We start from the raw sequence: 24789 nt of genomic DNA, 5'->3' as shown, positions 1-24789 counted from the left end.
CCCTTCTCCCCCCGACCATCACCTCCTGAAGAAAGCACCGCGCATGCTTGTGATCCACGGCAACCTGCTGCTCCAACCCCTCATCCACAGGCGTCAGTTTGATGCCCGGACATTTGTTGATAAGCCGTCGATGGCGCCGGCGATGCCTTGCAGGCGTTTGATTTCAACCTCTGATACGTCGGTGCAGTTATCGGCCGTCCTGGCGTGAAGCTCTTGCGCAGCGCGCTTATCCCGGATGCGCCTGCCTACGTGCGGTTCACCTCTAACGGGGACTCGGTTGAACGCGTTGCCCGAGGGCAGCAACGGCAGGGGAGGCTCCTGCTTAATGAGATGGAGTGCCCAGAGGATCACAGACTTGCAAGCGTGAGCCTGCGCGCGAGGACGTTCACATTCGACGGGCTTATTGACTGCGACGCTGTCATCGCGACTTGGCTCATGCCAGAAAAAGCCTTTGGCGCTGGTAGACAACGGGCAAAGGAGGAGCGGTCGTTCAATGAGCTGCGCACAGGCTCTCGTGCCTGACGCGTTTCAAGTCGTCATGTCATGAGCCCGGAAACGACAAAGCCCGACATAGAGTCGGGCTTGGGGACGTATTCAGGGATTACCAGTTCATGGCATTGATCTCGCGGCAGCAGTGTGTGGAGGGAGGTGTATACACCTCCCGCGTCGGTCAGGACTGAGACCGCTTACTTGTTCAGTTCAGCGATCAGGGATGCTGCCGCAGGGCCGGAGGAAGCAGGATTCTGCCCGGTGATCAGCAGACCGTCATTGACCACGTAAGGACCCCAATCCGGGCCTTTCGAGTAGATGCCGCCCAGGGTTTTCAGCACGTCTTCAACCAGGAAGGGCACCACGTTGGTCAAGCCGACCGCTTCTTCTTCGCTGTTGGCGAAACCGGTGACTTTCTTGCCTTGAACCAGCGGCGAACCCTCAGCGTTCTTGACGTGGCGCAGAACGCCAGGGGCGTGGCATACAACGGCGACCGGTTTGCCTGCTGCGATGAACGACTCAATGAGCTGGATGGAGTGCTTGTCTTCGGCCAGATCCCACAGAGGGCCGTGGCCACCCGGGTAGAACACGGCATCGAAGTCCGCTTGCGACACGCTGTCCAGGCGCACGGTGTTGGCCAGTTGTGCGGTGGCCGCAGGGTCGGCTTCAAAGCGACGGGTCAGCTCGGTCTGGAAATCCGGTTCATTGCTTTTTGGATCGAGGGGCGGTTTGCCGCCCTTTGGCGAGGCTAGAACGATTTCGGCGTTGATATCGCTGAATGCGTAGTAGGGCGCCGCGAGCTCTTCCAGCCAGAAGCCGGTAGGACGGCCAGTGTTGCCAAGGGTGTCGTGGGAGGTCAGAACCATCAGAACTTTCATCGGATATATCCTTTTCTATCGAAGTTAAAGGTGGCGTTAGCGCTAGGTTAGAGCGTTGAAGCTGTGCGTCAGGCCATTAAGTAGACCAGTCGTCTAATGTTTCGGTAAAACAAAATCATTGGGCGGCTTTGATGATCAAATCCGCGACCGCCTTCGGGTAAGCCAGCATGGCAACGTGGCTCGACGGCACTTCAACTGTAGTCGCGTGCAAGCGTTTTGCCTGGTCTCGTTGCTGTTGTGGCGAAATGATCTGGTCCTTGCCCGCGATAACCACGAACGACGGAACCTTGTGCCATGCGGCGTGAGGAACGGGCTGACTCAGGGCCTTGATGTTCAGGGCGCCCTGGGTCGCAGCGACCAGTTTCTGTTCAGCGCGGGGCAGGTCCGGGGCAAAGAATTTGGCAACGCCTGCGTCGCTCACTTTCACGTAGCCATCGGCATCTTTCACGAAGGACGCTTGTCCTGGCATCTCGGGGTAGCCTTTCACCGAATCGAAAACGGATTGGCCGTCATCCGGAGCGTAGGCGGCGACGTAAACCAGAGATTTGACCTTCTCGTCGACATTTGCATCGCTGATCACAGCGCCTGCCCAGGAATGGCCGACCAGAACCACAGGCCCTTGAGCCGCTGCGATGGCCCGGTTGGTCACGGCAACGTCGCCATCCAGCGAATCCAGGGAGTTCTGCACGGCGACCACGTTAAGACCGGCTTTCTCAAGCAGCGGAATCACCTTGTTCCAGGAGGAACCGTCGGCGAAAGCGCCATGCACAAGCACCACCGTTTTGGCCGTCAGGGCAGGGGCTGGACGCTCCTGGGCGTTCGCCAGGCCGACGAAAGTGGCCAGTGTCAGCGCGGACACGAGCGCAGCGATTGTGGTTTTGGTTCTCATCACTTCAGTCCTTGTGGCGGGTTAATGTGGGTACACCTTAATCAAGAGTAGACCAGTCGTCTAGTGAAGTTTTCAATTATTTCCAGGACCGGTTTTTCAAAGGGTTTAATTGGGAAGGGAACTGCACAGGCCGGATGCCGACCTGTAGCGGTGCACAACGTGTGGGGTTTACCGGAGAAGACATCGGCGCCGAAGCGCCGAGAGCGGGCGCGGGTCAGGGCAGACGAAGGATGACCCGGGTCGTCGCCATCGCCATTTGGAAGGGCGCAGGACTTTTTCGATCTTGACCATCACGCTGGCGCCTACCCAGAGCTGGTACAGGCTCTGTGCAACGGCATGGGGATCGCCGCACTCTGGCAGCGAGCCGTCGGCGTTACCCGCTTCGATCGCGCTGGCCAGGCGATCCGTGATGCCCGAAGTGCCGCGCTTGAGCACGGCGCGCATCGGCTCGGACAGATCAGCCACCTCGACGCCCAGCTTCACCGCAAGGCATTTGCCCTGGCAGTCGTGGAACGATTGCGTGTCCTGCCAGATGCGCCAGTAGTTCATCAGGCGTTCACCCATCGTAAGGCCCGGCTCGGCCAGGACCCGGTCGATGTCGGCCAGGTAGCCCTCGAAGTAGTCCTCGAGCAACGCCTCACCGAACGCGTCCTTGGACCCGAAGTAGTGGTAGAACGAACCCTTGGGAACACCCGCAGCAGCGAGAATTTCGTTCAGGCCGACCGCGGAATAGCCTTTGGCGGCCATGATTCGTTGGCCGACATCGAGGATTCCCTGACGGACATCAGATGTCCCGCGGGCAGAAGAACGTGCAGTAGAAGTAGTCATGGGCGAGAAGCATACCTCCTAGCCGATCGGTCTACTAGTGGTGCGTGAGCGCATGAATTTCAGAGATGTGAGGATACTGGCGATCACCGGGCACAGGCGCTTATCCTCAAGCGCTGTTAAACGCCGTTTCAAGTGGATATGTCTTTCACACCTGTTGATAACTTGGACCTGATCAAGCCGCATGCATGGCGGTCACGCGTTTGCCTTCCGATTTACCCGCCTGTTGCACCGCCCACTTCATGAATTCCACAATCGCCCATTCCTCGCGCCGCTCCTTGGCGCAGTACACGAAATAATCGAATTTCAATTCTGACGTCGCGTTGGTGACCTGCACCAGGCGTTTGGATTGCAGGGCTTCGGAGGCGAAGACGTTGTTGACCAGCGCAATGCCCTGGCCGGCGCATGCGGCACTTATCAACAGGGACTCGTCGCCGTAGCTGGAGCCCTGAATCATTTTGCGATTGCCCACCCCGAAGGCGTTCATCCACACCTTCCAGTAATTGCGTTCGGTGTCCTGCAGCAGTGGATAAGTCAGGCAATCCTGCGGGCTTTCGATCGTGCGTTGTTTGGTGAGCAGGTTCGGGCTGCAAACCGGGATCAGGTAAGAGGACCATAAGCGGGTGGCGTGGTTGTCCGGGCTGCTGGCCATTTCTCGCTGGATGGAGATATCCACATGGCCATGCTTGAGGTCCGAAAGGCCGTTGCAGATCTGGATCGAAATTTCGATGGTGGGGCAGCGTTCTTTGAAGTCGCTCAGCGCGGGGATCAGCCAGGAACTGGCGATGGTGGACGTCGTGCCAATGACCAGCCGGGTTTGCCGAGGTTGTTTAAGGGCTGCACCCGACCAGGCTTTTTCGATGACGTCGAAGGTGTCTGACAGTTCGTCGAACAGGCTGCGGCCGCTGGCCGTGAGCTGAATGCCCTTGGCGTCGCGCTCGAACAGGCGCTTGCCGATCTGGTCTTCCAGGCCTTTGATCTGCTGACTGATGGCGGCCGGGGAAACGCACAGATGGTCCGCGGCGCGTTTCATACTGCCGACCTTGCACACCTCGACGAAGGTGCGAAGGGCAATCAACGGGATCGCTCTGCTCATTGTGCATACTCCGCCCAAATGTCACAGCCACTCAGCCAAAGGGTCAATACGTCTGATCGTGTTGCCATCTCGATACGTCCTAAAACTGTGCGTGTCCCATGGCCGAGAAGAAAAAGCGGGCACGGCCGGACCCCGTCTGGTTAACGCCACCAGACAACTGCGTTTCGGTTTCAGCTGTGGATAAGTGAAATCAGGTGGCGGCAGGCGAATCCTGCGCGGCCTGCACCGGCTTGGGCTTGCTCTTGCTGAGCACGAACCACACGGCCAGACAGATCAGACCGCCGCCGTAGAGATGGCCGGCGGACAGGTGCTCATCGAGGAACATCACGCCCCACAGCACGCCGAACGGTGGAATCAGGAAGGTCACGGTGAGTGAACGGACCGGGCCGATATCGGCAATCAGGCGGAAGTAGAGGATGTAGGCGCACGCGGTACAAATGAAACCGACGGCCGCCAGCGACAACCAGACAGTGGTGTCACCCCAACTGGCGGGTGGATTGACGGTGGTCGAAATCGCGAAGAACGGCGCCAGGAACATGGTGGCGCCGACCTGACTGCCGAATGCGACCAGTTTGGCATCCAGGCCGCCTTTGTCGGCAATCCACTGACGTGTCAGGAAGCCTGCTGCGCCGTAGCAACTGGTGGCGACCAGGCACGCCAGTGCGCCCATCACCACGGTGGTGGTGAAGGTCATCGGGCCGGTGGTGGTCAGCAACGTGATTCCCAGCAGGCCAATGAAAACGCCCGCTGCTTTTTTGGGTGTGAGCGTGTCGTTGAAGAACATCGAGCCAATCAACACGCCCATCAGCGGCGTGGTGGCATTGAGAATGGCGGAGTAACCCGCAGGCAACAGCATGGCGGCCATGCTGTACATCAGGAACGGAATACCCGAGTTGATCACGCCCAGCACCATCGTGGCTTTGAGTTTGCCCTGAAAGTCATGCTGGGTTTTGAGGACGGCGAGGATCACCAGCAGGCCGATCGCGCCGAGCAGCACACGAAAGAACGCCGTGGGTAATGCACCCAGTACAGGAGCCGCCACACGCATGAACAGAAAACTTGCTCCCCAGATCGCGGCGAGGAGAAGTAGCCGAACATAATCCGATGGCCTCATGACACATCCTTCCTGAATCTACTGCATTCAACAAAACGACCCGGAAGGTGTAGATTGACGCTCGCCGAGTCAGGGTGTGATGATTTGAGCAGTGTCTGAAGTCGTGCTCAAGCGAGCTTTTCTTAAGCACATTAGATTTTCTTAACTGAGGACCGGCATGAAATTCCCGCCCCTGTACGCCCTGCTGTGTTTTGAAGCGACGGGGCGTCACGCCAGCATGAAGAGCGCGGCGGGCGAGCTTTTCGTCACTCCGGCGGCCATCAGCCAACAGATCGCCAAGCTCGAAAAGGCAGTGGGCGTCACGTTGTTCATCCGTAACACCAAGCGCCTGGAATTGACGCCCGAAGGCAAGATTTACCTGCGTGCCATTCGCCCCGCACTCGGGCAGATATCCGACGCGACCCAGCGTCTGATGAGCGATAACGGTCCCAATACCATCACGGTCAGTTGCACCAGCGGCTTTGCAATGCAGTGGCTGCTCCCGCGCTTGCCTGATTTCCAGGCCATCTGTCCGGGTATCGAAGTGCTGATCAGCACCACCAACCGGCTGGTTGACCTGCTCGGTGACGGCGTCGATTTTGCTGTGCGTCATGGCCTGGGCCGGTATCCGGGGCTTGAGGTCGAGATGCTGATCAACGACCGTCTGCAGCCGGTGTGCAGCCCAGGTCTGTTGCCGGATTCGCGTTTCTTGTCTTCGCCCATCGATCTCAAGAACTACAACCTGCTGCACGATGAGCACCGCGAAGACTGGGCGTTATGGCTCAGGGCGGTGGGGATCGAGGATGCCGAAGCCGCCGTGCACAAGGGCTCGGTTTTTGTGGACTCCAACGGCGTGATCGAAGCCGCCCTAGCGGGCATGGGGATTGCGCTGGTACGTCGCTCTTTGATTCGCGAAGAGCTGGCCTCGGGCCGTCTGGTGGTGCCCTTTCGCGCGACCATCGACACGCCGATTGCGTACTACCTGGTGTATGACGAGACGGCCATCCTGCCTAAGTCCAGTCGGCAATTCAGGGACTGGCTGGTGTCACAGGCCATCGCCAGCCAGCGCGAGTTTACGACGCGCTGATTTCCTGCCGTCCAGGGCGCAATACGCTTCCGGGCATCACGCTGTCTGGTTTTAATGGCTGTTTTTCGGAGCAGTTAAGCCCTGCTTCAGTGCCGGTTGGTGGACCGATACCCGCCCAAAAGCGACCTAATTCCTTGATAAGTCGAATGATTAAGCAATGTTGAGTTAAGTCAAACTTAACCGGTAATTGCGTATTTCTTGTTTGCTCCCTTCTGCGATTTTCTTCAGCTTATCCCTCAACTCAACGGCGTTGCCCTGCACGGGCGGACGCCGATAAACAACGAGCAGGGATGCTCCGGGTTGAAGGAGAACTTCATGACAGACTTTCAAATTTTTCGCCCCATGGCCTGGGACAAACTGGTTCATGAATATGACCTGGACGGTTCCCGACTGCTGCCGTGGGACGGTTATGCGACCCCTATCGGCGGTGGCTGGTGCGTCGTGCGCCCGCACACCCAATCGTTGTCGCACACCCAGATTGATCAAGAGTTCTTCATCGGGATAAAAGGCACCGCCAAGCTGGTGGTCGGCGACCAGACGTACCCGTTCACCATGGGCGATATCGCCGCCATTCCCAAACACACCGATCACTATGTGTTGAACGACACGGACGAAGACTTCCATTTTTATGTGGTCTGGTGGGATCGTGATTCCGCCAACCGCTTCCTCGATGAAGACGCCCGGCAAGCCGTGGCGTCGAACGCGTTCGCGTTGCAAAAGGCGACGGTACACGACGTGTCCGAACCGAGGGTCTCGTGATGGGCAAGTTACTGGTTACCATCACGCCGCCAACCCCCAACGGCGACCTGCACATCGGTCACATGGCCGGTCCTTTCCTGGCCGCCGATATCTTCACGCGCGCGCAACGTCAGCGGGGTCATGACTGCACGCTGGTGTCCTACTCCGACGACTATCAGTCGTACATGCTGCGCCGAGGCATCGAACTCGACCGCGCGCCCCAGGAGCTGGCGCTGGAGAACACCGACAAGATCAACGAAACCCTGAAAAAAATGGGGATCGAGATCGATTTCTGGATGCGTCCGTACCGCAACAATTACTTCAAGAAAGCTGTGGAGGAAATGTACGAGTACGCGGTGAAGGCGGGTGCCATTTACAAAAAAGTCAGCCAGGAACCCTACTGCGAGCACTGCGACAAATGGGGCTACGAGGCGTTCGGCCGCGGCAACTGTGACTACTGCGGCTCGGACTCCGATGCGAGCCAGTGCGAAGAATGCGCGCACACGCCCAATGCCTCGAAGATGAGCAACTTCCACTGCAAACTCTGCTCCTCGCAAATGATATGGCGACCGGTAGAGCGCGAGTTTCTGGCGCTGTCCAACTTCCGTAACCACCTCAAGAGCAGCTTCGAGCATGCGCCGCTGCGCCCGTTCATTCGCCGCTTCCTCAATGAAGAGTTCGAGCTGGGGCCGCTGGACTGGGCGATCACCCGTCCGCACGACGGCGGACTGGACCTTAAACCCGATGGCAGTCGACGTATCCACACCTGGGTGATGGGATTGTCCGGCTATCTGGGCGCGTTCCGCGAATACCTCAACGAGCACAAGCACGCGCCATGGGAATACGACGAGTACTGCCGCTCCGGCAAAGGCCGGATGGTGCATTTCCTCGGTTATGACTGCGCCTTCAGCCACATGATGGTGTATCCGTCGCTGTTGCAGACCATGCACGGCTACCGCATGCGTCAGACCTTCTACACCAACCAGTTCCTCACCCTGAACGGCAAGAACTTGTCCACCAGCCGCAACTATGCGATCTGGGCCCGTGACCTGGTTGACGATGCCTGCACCGACAGCGCTCGGTTCTATCTGGCATTGATCGCGCCTGAGCAGGACACCGACGACTTCGACGTGGAGAAATTCGCTGCCTGGCGCGAAGAGACCTTCAAGGAGGTGCTGGTCAAGCTGGCCGCGCAGGCTGAGCGCGAGCGGGTCGACGGCGACAGCCTGAAGGTGACATCGGCTGATGCGGCGGCAATCAAGATCCTCGTTGCGCGCTGGTTTGAGGTCACATCGGTGGATCACTTCACCATGAAAGGCCTGGCTGTGTTGCTGTCCGACGTGATCAATGCGGCCCGTGATCGCCAATTGCTCGGCAAGCGGATTTTGCCGTACATGGCATTGATCGGCGCCATTGGCGCGCCGGTGTTTCCGGACCTGGCCCGGCAGATTCTGCGCTACTGCCGTTTCACCGAGAACGAAGTGTTCCAACAGCTGGTGTACGTCAGCGCTGTGGAATACGAGATCTGATCCGGGAGGCCGCCGATGAAAACCTCATTCGATGTGATCGTGATCGGCGCCGGCGTCATGGGTGCCTCGATTGCCGCCGCGCTGGTCGAAAACGGCCTGGACGTTGCTCTTATGGAGAAGGGCATCGGCGGCGGTCAGGGCGCGACGCGCGATACCGGTGGCATCGTCAGAGGCCTGGAGCTTGACCCTGCACTGCGTCCGCTGACCCGTCGTGGGGCGCACCATGGCAGCACCGGCATTGTTCATGCGTTATTCGAACAAGCGCTCAAGCGCACCGGTGTCGCCTACATCGCAAGCTCCGAGGTGTGTGGTCAGTACCTGGATGCCGTGGGCACCGAAGGCACCCAGAACATCGAGCTGCACGCGTCGGTGAGTGCGTTGGATAACGGACGTTTTGCGGCGTTCTGTCCGGACCAATGCCTGCTCATCGAGCGCAATGGCGGCACGGTCGATGCGCGGGTCACGGTGTCCAATCTGTGCCGCTACGTCAGCGAAAAGGCAACGTTCCTTGATCATCTGGCAGTTGACCGCTGCCTCGAACTCGACGGGCATGTGCAGGTTCACGCGGGCAAGTTGTGCCTGGAGGCCACGTGGGTCGTTGATGCCTGCGGTGCCGACGGACCGCTGGCGCGGCCTCACGGGGCGGTGCACGCGCGCACCATTCCCTTTACCCGCCTGGGCTGCGATCAGGCGCCGAGCATGCCGGTCATCGCGCACCACCTCAATACCTATCTGCTTCCGCTCGGACGCAGTCTGATGCAAGTCGGCGGTCAACGGCGCCAACGCGCGGCGCATGCGAGTCAGCTGAACCTGTCGGTGATGGACAACGAGCAGGACGTGATGGAGCGCGTGGCCAGATTGGGTTACGACAGAGATCACTGCACGCCCGTCGTCACCCAGATTGCCTGGGATGCCTACACCGACGACGGACACCCATTGATTGGCCGCGCCTCCGCTAAAAGCCATGTCTACCTGGCGACAGGGTTCTGCGGCATCGGCTTCAAGATGGCGCCGAGCGTCGCCGAATTGCTGGCCTTCGAGCTGGGTGGGTTGATGTCCGGCACGTCCATGGACGCCGGCCATCGCGCCATTATGCAAGCGTTCTGCCCTTCGCGTTTTACCGAGGTCGCGTTGTCATGATGCGCCTGGGAATCTGCGCGGCGCTGGACGTCGGCACCACGTTACATGCACGCAGTTTTCTGCGGGGCGTTTACCTCTCCAGTCATCTGTTCAGCAACGTGCGCACTGCGCGGCATTTCTACTTTGATGATGGCGCCAATGCCGAAGGTGGAAGGGCGGCGGCGAGGTATTTCATCGATGCGAAAGTCGATGCAGTGATCGGCCATTTCGCCTCCGAGTCAGCGGCTGCTGTGGTGGAAAGTTATGCACAGGCTGGCATTCCCTTGATTCTTCCTGCGTCCACCTGCGCCGCACTGACTGAAAACGGCCTCACTACCTTCAGAGTCTGCGCGTCGGACCGTGTGCTCGCCGGGCGCTTGTTGGGATTTGCCGAAACTCAAGGGCTCACGAGACTCGCACTGTTCGCCGATCCGAGTCTTCACGGGCAACAACAGCTACGCGAACTTCAGGCCGCAGCGAAGTTATCCACAGTCGAACTGGTTGAAGACAGTACGCAGGCAGACGCCTTGGTCTTTTGCGGTCGCTTAAAAGCCAGCCGGCAATTCCTTGTGGAAAACCGGGCATCGGGTTGTGGATTACCCCTCTTTTTCACTGACGATGCGGCGTCGCCTGCATTGGTCGCGGGATTGACGCACACCGGCACCGTCTATGTCGTCAGCTTCCCGGTGGCCAGCGATCTCCCTGAAGCGCAATCGGTCGATCTGGCTTACCAGCGCCTATATGGGGAACAGGCCCCGGTGTACGCCATTGAAACGCTGGCGGCGTTTTCGCTGGTGGATCTGGCGGCTCGTCAACGCGGCGGGCTGCTCGATGCGCTGCGCTATGAACAGTTTTCCACACCTGCCGGCCCCATCAGTTTCAGCAATGGGGAGAACGATCACGCCCGGGTTTCGCTGTGGGTCTACGCCGACGAGCGCGTCCATGAGCGACGTTTGCTGAGTTGAATCGAGCCGCTTCACGGCTCGCCAAGTCTTTAAACCTTTCAGGAAGAACCACCATGAATCAGTTTGAAATCGAGGGTTTGCGTCAGGAGCTGGACGTCGTGTCGGTCGGCTTCGGTCCCGCCGGTATCGCGCTGGCCTGTGCGCTGGAAGACGAGGCAGAGGACAACGGCAAGAAGCCGTTTGCGCGCGTGCGGTTTTTCGAGAAAGGCCGCGATTCGACCTGGCATGGCGCGTTTCTGCTGGCGGGCACCGACATCAACCATCATGTGTTTCGCGACCTGGTGACCCCGCGTAACCCGCGCAGCCGCTTCTCGTTTGCCATGTACCTGAAAGAAAAAGGGCGCCTGTACAAATTCGGTTTACTGGGTCGTCCGGCCAGTCGAGTGGAATGGTCCGACTACATCGGTTGGGTTGCCGCACAGTTGAAGGACTATGTGTCCTACGACGAAGGCGTGCTCGACGTACTGCCAGTCGCGGAAAAAGGCATTTTGCGCGCTGTCGATGTGGTGACCGCTCAAGGCACCTATCGCACCAAGCGTCTGGTGTTGTCCCACGGCAGCCTGCCGAGAATCCCCGAGGCGTTCAGCGCTCACTTGGGTGGCCGTGTGTTCCACACCTCGCAATACCTCAAGAACATTCATCTGGGCGGCGGCCCCATTGCCCAGCGCTGGCTGGTCTTGGGCTCAGGCCAAAGCGCGGGTGAGGCCGTGGCGCATCTGTTGGGTGCAGCGCCGACCACCCAAGTGCATTCGGTCCATCGGGGCGTGGGTTTCCGGGTTGGTCAGCTGGGGCAGTTTCCCAACATGGCGTTTCTGCCTGAACAGGTGGATTACTTCCATGAACTGGAGCCCGCGCGTCGCAGCAAGGTGTTCGACGAGATTCGTTCGACCAACTACGCGGGCATCGACGCTGACGAGAGTCAGGCGTTGTACTCCTTCCTGTACGAAGGCGAGGTCAGCGGGCATCAGCGCCTGAATCTTCACACCTGGTCCGACGTGGTGTCTGTGGAAAAAGTCGGTGATGCCTACTCGGTGGTGCTGCGTGACAGCAACACAGGTCTGGAGACCACGCTGTACGTCGACGGCATCGTGCTCGGCACGGGCTACGAGCAACTGGCAGTGCCGCCGTTGTTGACGTTGCTGCAGCCGTGGCTGCTGCGCGACGAGGACGGAACCTTGGCCGTGGATCGCCATTACCGTGTGGGTCTTCAGCACAGTGAAGGCGTACAGATTCTCGCCAATGGCACGTCGGAAAAGACCCACGGCATCAGTGATGCGCAGTCGTTTTCGATGGTGGCGTTGCGGGCACAGCAACTGACCGACGCGCTCTTGGCGACCCAACCCCGGCAATTGGCCTCCGTGGTCTCGCACCCGGCGCGGTCCAGACCGGTACGCGTCGAGGCACGGCCATGAATTTCATTTCCCACATCGTCGGCGATTCGAATTTCGTTCGCCTGAAAGGGCTAGGTTTCGAGAACCTGCATTTGAAGCTCGAGTCCTGCAACCCGGCGGGCTCGATCAAGATGAAAACCGCCATCGGCCTGATCGACGCCTACGCCGAGCGTCGACTTATCCACAAGGACACGGTGCTCATCGAGTCGTCCTCGGGCAACCTCGGGGTGGCGCTGGCAATGATTTGTGCCGAACGTGGCTACAGGTTCTGCTGCGTGGTCGATCCCAACACCAATCTGCACAACATCAAGATGATGGAAGCGTTTGGCGCGCAGATCGTCATCGTCACGGAGCGTGACGACAACGATGGCTATCTCGGAACGCGCATTCGCTATATACGCGACACCGTGGCCCGCGACCCTCGCTACCTGTGGCTCAACCAGTACAGCAATCCGGCCAACGCACGCACCCACGAACTGACAACGGCCCGCTCGATCCATATTGCCTTTCCGGCGCTGGACTACCTGGTGGTCGGCGCCGGCACCACTGGAACGTTGATGGGCTGCGTGCAGTATTTCCGCAAGCATTCGCCGCGCACCAAAATCATTGCCGTGGACAGTACGGGGTCGGTGACATTCGGTCAGGCGCCGGGCAAGCGGTTCATTCCAGGCCTGGGTTCCAGCCAGATGCCGCCGATCTTCCGTGCCAATTATTTGCACAAACAGCAGGTGGTGGACGAGCGCGCCACCGTCGCCATGTGCCGTTGGCTGGCCAAGTCCAATGGCGTTCTGGCAGGAGGCTCGACCGGCACCGTGGTCGCGGGACTGGCGGCACCTTCGCTGGGCATTCCAAAGGACGCCGTGGTCGTGGCGATCTCTCCGGACGCGGGTGAGCGTTACCTGGAAACGATCTACAACGACGAATGGGTGATGCAGAAATTCGGCCGGACCGAGCTGGCGGCGCTGAGCTCACAACCCGTCAGCCGCTACCTGAAAAACTACGTTCACACCTTCGAGGGAGAAGCGCTGAATGTCTGATTTTCATGTCGTTCCGGGGGCGGTGATCAAGGACATTCTCGACGGCCAGTCCCACACCATGGTGGCGCGGGTCGAGCAGGTGTACCTGCAGCATCACGACGGCCAGACCCTCAACCCGGACAGCTATTTCCTGCGTTTTCCACAGCAACCGGCCAACCGCATCATCGCGTTGCCGGCCTCCCTGGAGGGCGACGATGCGGTGGCGGGGATCAAATGGATTTCGAGCTTCCCTGGCAACGTCGCTCAGCAAAAACCACGGGCTTCGGCGGTGGTGATTCTCAACGACCGCGAGACGGGTTATCCCTATGCGTGCCTGGAAGGCGCGCAGATCAGCGCAGTCAGAACGGCTGCTTCTGCGGTGTCGGGCGCTTACTGGCTCAACGCCCAGTCGCACAAAGCGGCGTCCGTGGGGTTCATCGGTGCAGGCGTCATCGCCCGTAACATTGCGCGAATGCTGGCGGTGGAAAACTGGGAAATCGGACAGGCCGTCGTACACGATTTCGATGATGCTTCGGCCAAAGCGCTCACCGCGTATGTCGAACAGATCGACTTATGCACAGCCCGCGGCGGGTCGCTGGAAGAAGCGCTGGCCGCTGATCTGGTGGTCTTCGCCACAACCGCTGGCGAACCCTACGTGAAGCCGCCGATGGGTTTCCGACCCGGTCAGGTCGTGCTGAACATCTCCTTGCGGGACATCGCGCCGCAACTGCTGCTGGCGGCCAACAACCTGTGCGATGACGTCGAGCATTGCATGAAGGCCAACACTTCACCTCATCTGGCCGAGCAGCTCACCGGACACCGTGACTTCATGAACGGCACGCTCGCGGGCCTGATTCGCGGCGAGGTGGCGCTCGACCCTGGTAAAGCGTCGATCTTCTCGCCGTTCGGGCTTGGCGTGCTGGACCTGGCGTTGAGCAAGTTCATCGTCGACACCGCGCTGGCTGAGTCACGCGCTGTTGCCATTGATTCGTTCTTTGGAGAAACACTGAGATGGAACTGAGCACCGCGCTGCCAACGGAAAGACTCACTGTGGACGGTGCGCAGAAGCCTGCCATCAAGATCGGTATCGTCGGCTGCGGTTCTCGCGGGTTGACCGTGCTGGAGCGCGTGTGTGCGCTGGCGGGCGCGGGTGAGCGCCGCATCGAGATCAGCCTCTTCGATCCCCATCGACCGGGGCCAGGCCTGCATTCGGTGGAGCAGCCGGAGTATCTGATGCTCAACACCGTGGCGTCTCAGATTTCGATGTTTCCCGATCAGGCTGCACTTGGCGGTTTCAGTGGCCGCCAAGGGCCTGACTTTTATCAGTGGTGCCTGCGCTTCAAATCCGGAGAGCGTAGTGTGCAGCCCAACGCATTTCTGCCTCGTGCGTGGCTCGGCGAGTACCTCGCCTGGACGTATGAAGAGGTGATCCGCTCACTGCCGGTGAACGTGCAGGTGAAGCATCATGCGCGGGTTGTGGATAACGTGGAGCACACTGATTTGGGCGGATTTGTGTTGTCCACAGGCGCTCAAAAACATCGGGTTGACGGGTTGCTGATAACGGTCGGGCACGCAGAACGTGCTGCATCGGTGAACGACTACCAAGGTGCTACGAAAAGGTTTCAGACTTATCCACAGCCGTATGCGCTGGAGGGCATTTCGTCCACAGATGCGGTCGGCATCGAAGGGCTCGGCCTGTCGGCCATGGATGCGGTGGCGGGCCTGACGGTCGGTAGAGGCGGGCAGTTTGTGCAAGCGCCGGAAGGCTTGCGTTATCAACCGTCTGGCCAGGAACCCCGCCTGTTCATGTATTCACGCAGTGGCCTGCCATACCGGACCCGACCTGACATCACGCCACACCGTGTGGGCGGTTCGCCGCTGATCTTCACCTTGTCGGCAGTTGCTGACCTGCGCGCTGCAAACCCTCAGGGACTGGACTTCGAAGCCCAGGTCCTGCCGCTGCTTCAAGCTGAAATGCTGGCTGAATACTTCGGCATGATTGCAGCGCTTCAAGGCGAGTCGTCCTTGAGAACCAAATCCGAGATCGCCAACGCCTTTCTGATGGGCGAAATCCAGGCCAAAGCCGTTGAGCTGGCGCAGCGGTTTGCCGTGGACATGCTCGACGAAAGTGCCTTTGACCCTCGATCCCTGCAAGCGCCTGTGGATAATTATTCGACGTGGGTCAATCGCTTCATTGAAGATGATGTGAAGGAGAGCATCCTCGATCTTGATCACAGTCCGATCAAGGCCGCAGTCGAGGTGTGGAGAAGCTGCCGTGAACAATTGCGTCGCGTTGTGGATAACCAGGGCCTGACGCCTGAATCTCACCGGATTTTCTTCAATGAGTACGCGCCACTGGTCAATCGCCTGGTCGCCGGCCCGCAAAAGGAGCGTCATCAGGAACTGCTGGCGTTAGCTGAGGCCGGCATTCTGCAGTGGGTCCATGGTTCAAATGTTATGCACAGCGCCGGTACATCAGACGTTTCAGTCACGCTCGACAATGGTCAAGTGTTAGTACTCGACGCATTGATCCGTGCCCATGTCAGCGATAACCGCACGCTCGCCTCGCAGCCGCGCATCATCCGTCAACTGCGCGAAAGCGGAATTATCCACAGCATCCCTGGAGGCTGCGAAGCGCCGTACGTCGACAGCCATGGCAAAGCACAGCCCAATCTGTGGATAACCGGCCCTATCGTCGAAGGCGCAACGTATTACAACCACTACGTGCCTTCATCCGGCAGTTATTCGAGAGCGTTTGTGGATGCTGACCGGATAGCGCGGGAGATGCTGGGAATGACGGTCATTTCTTGAAAGTCACTTGTAGCTTCGCTGAGGCCCCTGTGGGAGCGAGCTTGCTGACGAATGCGGCGGGTCTGCGATATCAAAGGTGAATGACACGTCGCATTCGTCAGCAAGCTGGACTCCCACAGAGGTATGTTTCAGATCCGGAATCGTCATGAATCCTAGGCTCAACACACCGTCCCCAAACCCGCGCAACTCAACCCTGCCTTCACCGGCAAATACTGTCGGCGGATGCGCTCCAGCTCCCCGCTGGCGCGCAAGGTGTCGATCGCGCGATTGATGGGCGCCAGCCATGGCGCGTGTTGGGGCTGAAGCTTGAACACCAGTGGCGCTTCGCTGAGTTTGGCGCCTTGACGGAACAGGTTGGGGTCCAAGTGGTTGCTGGTCACTAACGCGTTGAAGATGTCGTCGACCATCGCAATGGCGTCGACGCGTCCGTTGCCGAGCAGTTTGATCAACGCATCCTCTTGTGACGTCTCGAGCCGATCGAGCCTGTGGGCCGTTATGGCCGGATCCAGTGCCCAGTAGGTATAGCCGCGCACCATGCCGATGGTGAGCTGATTCAGCTGCTCGATGGACTGCTTGCGTGCGGGATGATCGGCGAGGAAGTAGAGGTGCTCGTTGACCACGGAGTAGGGTTTGGAGAAGACGTAATGGCGCTGTTCTTGCGGGCTGTTCCAGATCAGCGCGTCGGCGTAGTTAATGTCGATTTCGCCCTTCTGCAGCATGGATTGCAGGCGGTTGACCGGGTAGGTGACGAAGGTCACGTCGACATTGGCCAGCTCCATCACCCGCCGTGCGATGTCGACGGACACGCCGAGTAAATGACCGTTCTCGTCTTCGTAGGCGTAAGGCTTCCACTGCGCGCCGCCCGCCACGTAAGACCCTGCCAGAACAGGCAACGCGAGCAAGCAAAGCAAACAACCGCTCAACAGTCTGCGTCGAAATCCCATGCGATCCGTCAGCCGAGGCTCAAAGTGGATCCCAAGGCTACCAGTTGAAAATGTCTGGGATGTGTCGTAATGCCACTATTTGCTGGCGGCTTCACGAAAAACCGCAAAAAAAGCCCGCGCTGACGGGTATCAGGCGGGCTTGAGGTCTCTAGAGCGTCGCAGCGAGGATCAGGCGCCGGGACTTAAACGGATGATCTTGGGAAATTCGGACAGCGTTATCGGGGTCGAGCACTGATCTGCGTTGCATCGCCAGTGCTGTTCGCTATCGGTCATGCCCTTGTTTGGAGACTGCGTGTCTAGTATGCGGACGGGACCGTTGTTCATCGCCGTGGCGCTGACCTGGTCCTCACGCGATCTCCCGGTTGCCCAGACCACCATGATGCGTTCGCGGCCGTCGCTGAAGGCCAGCTTGTACACGTTATCGGCCTGCAAGCTGTTGCTGGCGTCGTAGTTGAAGTTGCGCAGATAGGGACTGATTGCCTTGAGCGTCGCGTACGCGGGCTTGGGGCTCAGGTCGATATTGAGCAGCCCGAAGTTATGCTCTTGATCGTCCCGCACCGTGCCGTCGTTGATCAGGTCGTACCACCACATGCCCTTGATGTTGGGCACGGTGCGGGCCAGGAAATAGGCGCGAGCCAGATACGCCGACTGGCGCACTGCGCTGATGCCGCAGTTGCCCTCGTGGCTGGGCCATGCCATCTCGGTCAGGTACAGCGACACAGGCTTGCCGACTTTGCCGGAGAAGCGACGGTCCAGATCGCGCATCCAGTTGATCCAGCTTTCCGGCGTGTTGTGATCGCGACCTTCGCAATGCACATAAGGGTGCAAAGAGAGGCCGTCCGCATACTTGAGCACGCCAGCGGCCAGCATGCGGTCAACGAAACCACCTTTGATCCCCGCCGACGTGACGGCGCCTGCCAGCACTTTTGCCTGTGGATTGTTCTTGCGAATGATTGGCGCGGCATCCTTCACCAACGCCACATAATCGCTGCTCAGGCGCGCATCACTCGGGCCTTCGATGTCCCACTCGTTCCAGACTTCGTAGTACTTCACCGGGTTGCCGAGCTGCCGGGTGGTGTAGTCGACGTAGCTCAGGTACGGAATTTTGATTTCAGGCTTGCGTGGCTTCGCGTTGCCATTGAACGAGGTGCCGTAGCCCAGAATGACCATGGGGCTCAGGTCCAGCGCGCTGGCGGTGTTCAGCCAGGCGCGCCATTGCGGGATGATGCGCAGTTGTTTCGGTGTCGGCTCGGCCGTGGACCAGAACGCGTCGTCACGTACCGATGTCACCCCTGCCGCCGTTGCCAGTTCAAGGCTACGCAACGGTTGGGCCAGGTTGTTCATCGAATGGGTGGCGACACCGACGATGAAGGGATCCGCTGCGGCGACGTTAGCCAAGAACAGGCTGGACAGTAACAGCAGGCCTTTACGGCCAATACGCAGTGCATTCATTGGGAAACTTCCGTGTCAGCTCAACCCGGGCAGGCCGGTCCATTGCGCGCGTTCATTCGGCTTTGGGACGGAGGCTTTCGCGTGCGACCTCGCTGCAAGCGCATGTCCGATGGCCATGCCGAGAAACAGGTTGGCCAGGGTCACTTCCAGGGTGTCGGTGGTCCAGCTGACGATGCAGATGCAGAAACCGGTCGCCAGCATGGCGCGTCCATAACGAGTGACGCTGTCGGCCAGGATGAAAAACAGCGGGATGTGCATCGCATACAGGAACAACCCGGCCAGGCCGAAGGTTGCCCACAGGTAAACCACGGTGCTGTCCGACACCATGAAGATGTCCGCACCGACCACCGGGAACGCCGCCACGGCACTGCCGACCAGCCCGAAGCCTGCACCCGTGTACTCGCGGTCTTCGTTCATCAGCACTCTGATCACGTTGGGCCAGGTGTTGACGAGTCGGTCATAGATCGATGACAGCGAGTTGCCCGCCGAGACTTTGTTGGGGTCGAAGTCGAACGCCATCGCAATGAAAGGCAGTGACATGCCGAGCAGTACCGCTGCGATGATGGCGCCGCGCGTGGTCCAGCGAAACCGCGTGATCATCAGCAGGCCGACGCCGCCGATAAACGCCAGCGCCGGTGCCTTACTGGTGGTCAGCACGACGCCGGCAAAGCCGATGGCGCAAACCCCGATCACCAGCGTTTTTGAACGCAGGGTTGCCATCAGGTAAAGGCTGAAGATGGAGATGATGATTGCCAGCGCACTGGATATCCGGGCAAAGCCGGCCGGGCGGTCAGCTTCTTCCGACGCCCAGGTGGTGTTGGCGCTGAGTTCGGTGCCGCCAATGCTGTAGCTGTAACCCTTCCAGGGCAGGTCGGTGTATTTGTCCAGCGCGATACCGGCCAGAGATGCCAGCAGCGCGAAAGCGATGGCCCACATGAACAGGCGCTTGTGCCGGGTGATCTGGTCGCCGCAGGCCATCCCGAACAACAACGGGCTGATGCCATACAGCGCGAACGCAAAGTTGCCCGCGCTCGCGCCGTTCAACGCCGCCCAGGCCGCAGACAAGAGCAGCACCAGGAAGCTCAACCACACGCCGGGCCCGGCTTTGAAGCTGCGCAGTTCGAGGGCGAAGAACAAGAGGCACGCGACTTTCGGGGCGTAAAGCAGTACCGAAATCCCGGCCTTGTCCAGATAGAAACGCAAGGCGCCGGAAAAGGTTTCGACCAGAATCAGGCTGATCGCGACCAGCACGATAGCGGTTGATTTGTCGAACGACAGCATCGACGGCTTTTCAACGTAAGCAGGGGAGGTCGACATCATGGTTACTGCCCCTCGGGAGCGCAGAAATGGGAAGAGATCCTCAGGCGTGGAGGCGCAAGGCGAGCACCTCGCCTGCAAGGCAAAGCTACCGCTCATCGAACTCGGCGGTGGCCGTCGATTGAGCTTGAAAAAAATAGATTCAGGCGCAGGCCATATCGAGAAGGTGACCGTCGTTCAGGTCCCTCTCACGCGGCGTGACAGGGGATATATCAGCCTCAGAAGCAGGGGCTGTCAATCAATTAGTCAAATTTTCGGACAGTTCTAAGAGGTCCTGAAATTCGCGATCTGTAACCTGTTGAATTGATTGATGGATAAAAATTTGACGCTATTAAACAGGAGGGGAAATGAGCCATAGGCAGGGCTGCCTATGACTCATTTTCGTTACACGTCAGGCTGAAAGCCTGCTTTTGTGAACATCAGGTGTACTTGCGTTTGTCGGGCGCAGGAGGGAAGTACTGATACAGCCACGTTTCGCTCAGAGTGCGGTCGCCGGTCTTGATGAACATGCGCATTTCCACCGGATCCACCGAATCGCTGGTCGGATACCAGTCGAAGGTCACGCGAAAACCCTTGATGTCCGGGAGCACCAGGACGTTGAAGTCCTGGACCTTGCCGTTCGACACCGTGACCACCGGCTCGATACCCGAACCCTCTGGCAAGCGGTCGATCCCGCCGCCATTGAAATCCACAGCGAAACGGCGTGCCCAGACGTCCGGGTAATGCTCGCCCGGCGCCCAGCCTTCGATGAAGCCGCCCATGCCCGAACGGGTGGCATGAACCTGAGCCAAAGGCGTGCTCACCGGTGGCAGCGGGCTCCAATATAGCTTGTAGCCGTAGTTCATCGACATGCCGGCCTTGATCGGCACTTTCGGGTTCCAGAACGCAACGATGTTATCCAGCGTCTCGCCGGTCGTTGGCAGCTCCATCAGATCAATCGACCCTTCACCCCATGCCGTAGTCGGTTCGCACCAGAGGCTCGGTCGGCGGTGATACCAGTCGACGGTGTCTTGATAGGTCTTGAAATCGTGGTCGGTCTGCACCAGGCCGAAGCCTTTCGGGTCTTTGTCGGCGAACGCGTTGAACTGCAACTTCGCCGGGTTGTTCAGCGGGCGGCAAATCCACTCGCCGTTGCCGCGCCACATCGCCAGCCGGTCCGAGTCATGGATCTCCGGGTGAAGGGTGTCGCACATCCGGCGTTCATGGGTGCCGCAGCTGAACATGCTGGTCATGGTTGCGATGCCCATTTGTTCGATATCGGCGCGGGCATTGATGTGAGCGTCGATGTCCATGACCACGCGATCGGCCTGACAGTCGATGTCGAAGCGGTACGCGCCGGTTGCGCTGGGCGAATCCAGCAGCGCGTAGACCACGAAGCGCGTGGCGTCCTTGGTCGGTTTCTCGAACCAGAACTTGGTGAAATCAGGAAACTCTTCAGGCTTGTGGGCGTAGGTGTCGATGGCCAGGCCCCGCGCCGACAGGCCGTACTGCTTGTTGCTGTCGATTGCGCGGAAGTAGCTGGCGCCGAGAAACGAGAGAATGTCGTTGATCGCAATCTCCGGCGCCTTGAACAGCTTAAAGCCGGCAAATCCCAGATCGCCCTTGAGCTGGCTCTGGTCGATTCGACTGGCTTCGTAATTGAACAGCTCGGGACGGAAGTGCACTTCACGCGCTTCTTGAGAGGCGGGGTCCACGCTGTACATGCGCACTGGGGTCTTGAAGCCCGCGCCGACGTGGAAGAAATGCACGTCGAGCTGGCCTTTGACGTCATTCCAAAGGGAATGACCGGCGTCGTATTTGATCGCATTGAACTGCTGAGGCGTCATGTTCGCCAAGGTGGGCGGCAGGTTCTGCTTGGTGCTGACATAGGCTTTGCCGGCCATTTGCTTGGCGAGGTCTTGCAAGGTCTTGAAGTCGAAATGCTCGATTTCGCCATCGGCCGCTGCGGCCAATGCACGAGCAGCGTAAAGGCCCGAGGCGGGCAGCGCGCTATAGGCTGCCAACGCCATGGACGCTTTCAGGAGATTCCTGCGATTCATAAGGTGAAGCCTCTGAAGAAATGCTGTGCCTTCCTGCACAAAAAAGTGCGCTTTCCCAATCCTTGCCGAACGCAAATTACCAACAAACAGATAACAATCTCGTCATCTTGTTCGCAAAAAAGATAAAAAATCGTTTCAGAGCACTACTATCGTTTCTTCAGCGTGTTGCGGAGTGTGTCCTCAAGCCTGCTGGATGAACGCCAGGCGCACAGCGAAGCCGATCAGCAGGCTGCCGAACAGCCACTGTTGTATCCGTTGCGCCGTCGCATTGCGCGCCAGCCACCTGCCGATCCAGCCACCCGCCATGGCGTAGACGCTGTCGAACGAGAGGCCGATCAACACCAGAATCACACCGAGTTGGGCGAATTGTCCGGCCACCGAACCCGCGTTGGCGTCGATGAACTGCGGCAGCAGCACCGAACAGAACAGCAGCGCCTTGGGGTTGAGCAGATTGGTCAACAGGCCGCGCAGGATGGCCGTGCGCCAGGAGATGGCCGACTCCCCAGAGGGGCCTTCGCTGGCGCCACTCATGACGCCCGGCTTAAACATCTTCAGCCCAAGCCACAGCAGATAAGCCGCCCCGACGATGCGCACCCCTTCAAAGGTCCAGGGTGAGACTTTGAACAACGTCGCCAACCCCAATGCCGCCAGCGCTACATGGCAACCTCGGGCGATGGCCAGGCCAAAGGCGGTCGCCAACGCCTTTGCGCGACCTTGGCGCGCTCCGGTTTGCAGCAGCAGGATCATGTCGGGCCCAGGCATCAGCAAGACCATGGACAGGGCGAGGATAAACAGCGCGAGGTTTTCCATTCTTCAGCTTTCCGGCAGGGATAACGGAAGAAAATTCTATGGTCGAAGGCGGGGGCAGGTGGTTGCGTGTTTGACCCTTTGAGTTCTTAGTATTGGCAGTTTCTGCCCTTCATCACTTTAGAAAGACCGCAATTATGCCAAATCGCTTAAATGTGAAACTGGATGCCTACGACCGCCGGATTCTCAACGCGCTTCAGCGGGATGGTCGTTTGACCAACGTGCAGCTCGCCGACGAGATCGGGTTGTCTGCCTCGCCCTGCTTGCGACGCGTTCGCCATCTGGAGGAAACCGGGGTGATTCGCGGGTATCAGGCAACGCTGGATGCCGAGACGCTCGGCTTGGGCCTGACGGTGTTTATCGGGGTGAAGGTCGATCGCCATCATGAAGACGAGGCGCAGAGGTTTCATCAGGTGGTGTCTGAGTGGCCGGAGGTCATCTCGGCGTATCTGGTGTCCGGCGAGTCGGATTTCCTCCTGCATGTGGTGGTGCCCGACTTGCGCGCGTACGACCGTTTTCTCTCCGATACCCTGCTGAAGATGCCAAGCGTGCGCGACATCCGCAGCAACTTCGCGATCCGCACGCTCAAGCCACAAGGGCCGCTGCCGCTCGGGCATTTGCCGGTTTAAAGCCAATGTCCGGTGCGCGACCTCGCTGTAGGAGCCGGCTTGCTGGCGAACGGGTTCTATCCGCTAATGGATCTGTCACTGATCCACCGCTTCGCCAGCAAGCCGGCTCCTACAGGAGTCATCGATCGCGCCATGCCGGTAGTTTACGCCTGCGTCGTATGCCCACCGGCTCCCATCGCTGCCTGGCGCAGCGCTTCGGAGCGCGTCGGGTGAGGGTGGCAGGTCAGGGCGATATCTTCCGCTGACGCCGCGAACTCCATCGCCACGCAGTATTCGGCGATCATCTCGCTGACGCTTGGGCCGACCAGGTGTACACCGAGAATTTCATCAGTCTTCTCGTCAGCGAGCACTTTCGCGAAGCCATCGGTTTCGTGATTCACCTTCGCCCGGCTGTTGGCGCTGAAAGGGAATTTGCCGACCTTGTAAGCACGGCCTTCCTCCTTCAACTGCTCTTCGGTCTTGCCGACACTGGCGAGCTCCGGCCACGTGTAGATCACGTTGGGGATCAGGTTGTAGTTGAGCTCGCCTTTCTTGCCGACGATACGCTCCACGCATACCGCCGCTTCGTCCTCGGCCTTGTGCGCCAACATCGGCCCCGACGTCACGTCGCCGATTACCCAGATACCGTCGACGGCCGTGCGATGGCCTTTATTGGCGAGCACGCCGCGCTTGTCGACTTCCAGCCCGACGGTTTCCAGGCCCAGACCTTTCGTCACGGGACGGCGGCCGATGGAAACCAGCACGTAGTCCGCTTCGATCACTTCAGCTTCACCGCCTGCAGCAGGTTCGACGGTCAGGCTGACGCCTGTATCGCTCGCAACGGCCGAGGTCACTTTTGAGCTCAGCTTGAAGTTCATGCCCTGACGCGACAGCGAGCGGTGCAATGTCTTGCCGGCTTCCAGGTCTGTGCCGTGGGCAACGTGGTCGAGGAACTCGACGACCGTCACTTTCGCGCCCAGACGCCGCCAGACCGAACCCAGCTCCAGACCGATCACGCCGGCACCGATGACAACCAGGTGCTTGGGCACTTCACTCAACGACAGCGCGCCGGTTGAATCAAGAATGCGCGCGTTGTCGATGGTCACACCGGGCAGCGGCGTAGGTTCGGAGCCTGTGGCAATGATGATGTCCTTGGCTGTCAGCTCGGTTTCTGCACCGCTGGCGTCCTTGACGATGACCTTGCCGGGGCCTGCAATGCGTCCCCAACCCTTGATCCATTCGGCTTTGTACTTGCGGAACAGGAACTCAATGCCTTTCGTCAGGCCCGTCACGCTTTCGGCTTTCTGCGCCATCATTTGCGCCAGGTTCAACGTGGGCGTGACCTCGATACCCAGCTTCTTGAACTCCTCTCCGGCGGCCGCTTCATACAACTCGGACGCATGGAGCAAGGATTTGGACGGGATGCAGCCGACGTTCAAACAGGTGCCGCCCAAGGTTTCACGGCCTTCGACACAAGCGACCTTCAGGCCTTTCTGGCCCGCGTGAATGGCAGCGTTGTAGCCGCCTGGGCCGCCACCGATGATGACAACGTCGTAGTGACTCATGAGCGCACTCCTGAATGAAAAATCGACAATGGAGGGAAGCGTAGCCCGCTCTCCAAAAATGTCTCGAAAGAACCGAGATCACTTAAATTATGATCGTAATATGTGTTCAGGTTGGAGTTGAGGTCAAGCAC

The 24789-nt window shown here is 59.3% G+C and carries 21 protein-coding genes; 10 read left to right on the top strand and 11 right to left on the bottom strand.

Translation table 11 applies throughout. The annotated features are described in order from the left end of the window. Window positions 1-686: 686 nt before the first annotated feature. The 5 genes from AB4N84_RS10830 to AB4N84_RS10810 all read right to left on the bottom strand — a co-directional run bounded on the left by AB4N84_RS10830 (window position 687) and on the right by AB4N84_RS10810 (window position 5291). Window positions 687-1367, bottom strand: a complete 681-nt coding sequence (locus AB4N84_RS10830; protein ID WP_460046325.1) for a type 1 glutamine amidotransferase domain-containing protein — start codon at window positions 1365-1367, stop codon at window positions 687-689. A 115-nt stretch (window positions 1368-1482) separates the two neighbouring features. After that, on the bottom strand, window positions 1483-2256 hold the full coding sequence (locus AB4N84_RS10825; RefSeq protein WP_460046323.1) for an alpha/beta fold hydrolase: 774 nt from the start codon (window positions 2254-2256) through the stop codon (window positions 1483-1485). A 168-nt stretch (window positions 2257-2424) separates the two neighbouring features. Next, the gene (locus AB4N84_RS10820; RefSeq protein WP_460046322.1) at window positions 2425-3084 is read right to left on the bottom strand and encodes a TetR/AcrR family transcriptional regulator; all 660 of its coding nucleotides are present in this window, start codon (window positions 3082-3084) and stop codon (window positions 2425-2427) included. 172 nt (window positions 3085-3256) lie between these two features. Beyond that, on the bottom strand, window positions 3257-4177 hold the full coding sequence (locus AB4N84_RS10815; protein WP_074754893.1) for a LysR substrate-binding domain-containing protein: 921 nt from the start codon (window positions 4175-4177) through the stop codon (window positions 3257-3259). 190 nt (window positions 4178-4367) lie between these two features. Next, window positions 4368-5291 carry a DMT family transporter gene (locus AB4N84_RS10810; RefSeq protein ID WP_460046321.1) on the bottom strand — a complete coding sequence of 308 codons (924 nt, stop codon included), beginning with the start codon at window positions 5289-5291 and terminating at the stop codon, window positions 4368-4370. A gap of 157 nt (window positions 5292-5448) precedes the next feature. Between AB4N84_RS10810 and gcvA the strand changes: the two genes are divergently transcribed. From gcvA to AB4N84_RS10765, 9 genes are all read left to right on the top strand, one after another. Next, a complete protein-coding gene (gcvA, locus tag AB4N84_RS10805; RefSeq protein ID WP_074754889.1) occupies window positions 5449-6357 on the top strand; it encodes a transcriptional regulator GcvA in 909 nt (302 codons plus the stop codon). A gap of 315 nt (window positions 6358-6672) precedes the next feature. Beyond that, window positions 6673-7116 carry a cupin domain-containing protein gene (locus tag AB4N84_RS10800; RefSeq protein ID WP_460046319.1) on the top strand — a complete coding sequence of 148 codons (444 nt, stop codon included), beginning with the start codon at window positions 6673-6675 and terminating at the stop codon, window positions 7114-7116. Then, the gene (locus AB4N84_RS10795) at window positions 7116-8624 is read left to right on the top strand and encodes a methionine--tRNA ligase (protein WP_460046318.1); all 1509 of its coding nucleotides are present in this window, start codon (window positions 7116-7118) and stop codon (window positions 8622-8624) included. Before AB4N84_RS10800 ends, AB4N84_RS10795 begins: the two co-directional genes overlap by 1 nt. Window positions 8625-8639: 15 nt before the next feature. Then, a complete protein-coding gene (locus tag AB4N84_RS10790) occupies window positions 8640-9764 on the top strand; it encodes an NAD(P)/FAD-dependent oxidoreductase (protein WP_460046316.1) in 1125 nt (374 codons plus the stop codon). Next, complete coding sequence (locus tag AB4N84_RS10785) at window positions 9761-10708, top strand: ABC transporter substrate-binding protein (RefSeq protein ID WP_460046315.1); 948 nt, start codon at window positions 9761-9763, stop codon at window positions 10706-10708. Before AB4N84_RS10790 ends, AB4N84_RS10785 begins: the two co-directional genes overlap by 4 nt. A gap of 53 nt (window positions 10709-10761) precedes the next feature. Further along, window positions 10762-12120, top strand: coding sequence for a SidA/IucD/PvdA family monooxygenase (locus AB4N84_RS10780; RefSeq protein ID WP_460046314.1), 1359 nt, complete (start codon window positions 10762-10764; stop codon window positions 12118-12120). Next, window positions 12117-13136: a 2,3-diaminopropionate biosynthesis protein SbnA gene (gene sbnA / locus AB4N84_RS10775; protein ID WP_460046312.1), complete on the top strand. Its 1020-nt coding sequence runs from the start codon at window positions 12117-12119 to the stop codon at window positions 13134-13136. The genes AB4N84_RS10780 and sbnA overlap by 4 nt, the downstream gene beginning before the upstream one ends. After that, the gene (sbnB, locus tag AB4N84_RS10770) at window positions 13129-14136 is read left to right on the top strand and encodes a 2,3-diaminopropionate biosynthesis protein SbnB (protein WP_460046311.1); all 1008 of its coding nucleotides are present in this window, start codon (window positions 13129-13131) and stop codon (window positions 14134-14136) included. Before sbnA ends, sbnB begins: the two co-directional genes overlap by 8 nt. Further along, window positions 14127-15926: an FAD/NAD(P)-binding protein gene (locus AB4N84_RS10765; RefSeq protein WP_460046309.1), complete on the top strand. Its 1800-nt coding sequence runs from the start codon at window positions 14127-14129 to the stop codon at window positions 15924-15926. Before sbnB ends, AB4N84_RS10765 begins: the two co-directional genes overlap by 10 nt. Before the next feature lie 158 nt (window positions 15927-16084). Here AB4N84_RS10765 and AB4N84_RS10760 read toward each other — a convergent pair whose 3' ends face one another. The 5 genes from AB4N84_RS10760 to AB4N84_RS10740 form a co-directional block, all read right to left on the bottom strand. Next, a complete protein-coding gene (locus tag AB4N84_RS10760) occupies window positions 16085-16837 on the bottom strand; it encodes a substrate-binding periplasmic protein (protein WP_460046308.1) in 753 nt (250 codons plus the stop codon). Window positions 16838-17038: 201 nt separating this feature from the next. After that, window positions 17039-18322 carry a hypothetical protein gene (locus tag AB4N84_RS10755; RefSeq protein WP_460046307.1) on the bottom strand — a complete coding sequence of 428 codons (1284 nt, stop codon included), beginning with the start codon at window positions 18320-18322 and terminating at the stop codon, window positions 17039-17041. A gap of 15 nt (window positions 18323-18337) precedes the next feature. Beyond that, a complete protein-coding gene (locus tag AB4N84_RS10750) occupies window positions 18338-19642 on the bottom strand; it encodes a hypothetical protein (protein ID WP_460046305.1) in 1305 nt (434 codons plus the stop codon). A gap of 416 nt (window positions 19643-20058) precedes the next feature. Beyond that, on the bottom strand, window positions 20059-21678 hold the full coding sequence (locus AB4N84_RS10745; protein ID WP_460046303.1) for a glucan biosynthesis protein: 1620 nt from the start codon (window positions 21676-21678) through the stop codon (window positions 20059-20061). 180 nt (window positions 21679-21858) lie between these two features. Then, window positions 21859-22488: a LysE family translocator gene (locus AB4N84_RS10740; RefSeq protein WP_460046301.1), complete on the bottom strand. Its 630-nt coding sequence runs from the start codon at window positions 22486-22488 to the stop codon at window positions 21859-21861. 152 nt (window positions 22489-22640) lie between these two features. On the opposite strand from AB4N84_RS10740, the gene AB4N84_RS10735 reads away from it, so the two are divergent. Then, window positions 22641-23114, top strand: coding sequence for an Lrp/AsnC family transcriptional regulator (locus tag AB4N84_RS10735; protein ID WP_460046987.1), 474 nt, complete (start codon window positions 22641-22643; stop codon window positions 23112-23114). A gap of 143 nt (window positions 23115-23257) precedes the next feature. Here AB4N84_RS10735 and lpdA read toward each other — a convergent pair whose 3' ends face one another. Further along, window positions 23258-24658, bottom strand: a complete 1401-nt coding sequence (gene lpdA / locus AB4N84_RS10730) for a dihydrolipoyl dehydrogenase (protein WP_460046300.1) — start codon at window positions 24656-24658, stop codon at window positions 23258-23260. Window positions 24659-24789: the final 131 nt, after the last annotated feature.

Source organism: Pseudomonas sp. S2_H01 (assembly GCF_054668305.1).
This window is presented reverse-complemented; position numbering and strand designations above follow the sequence as displayed.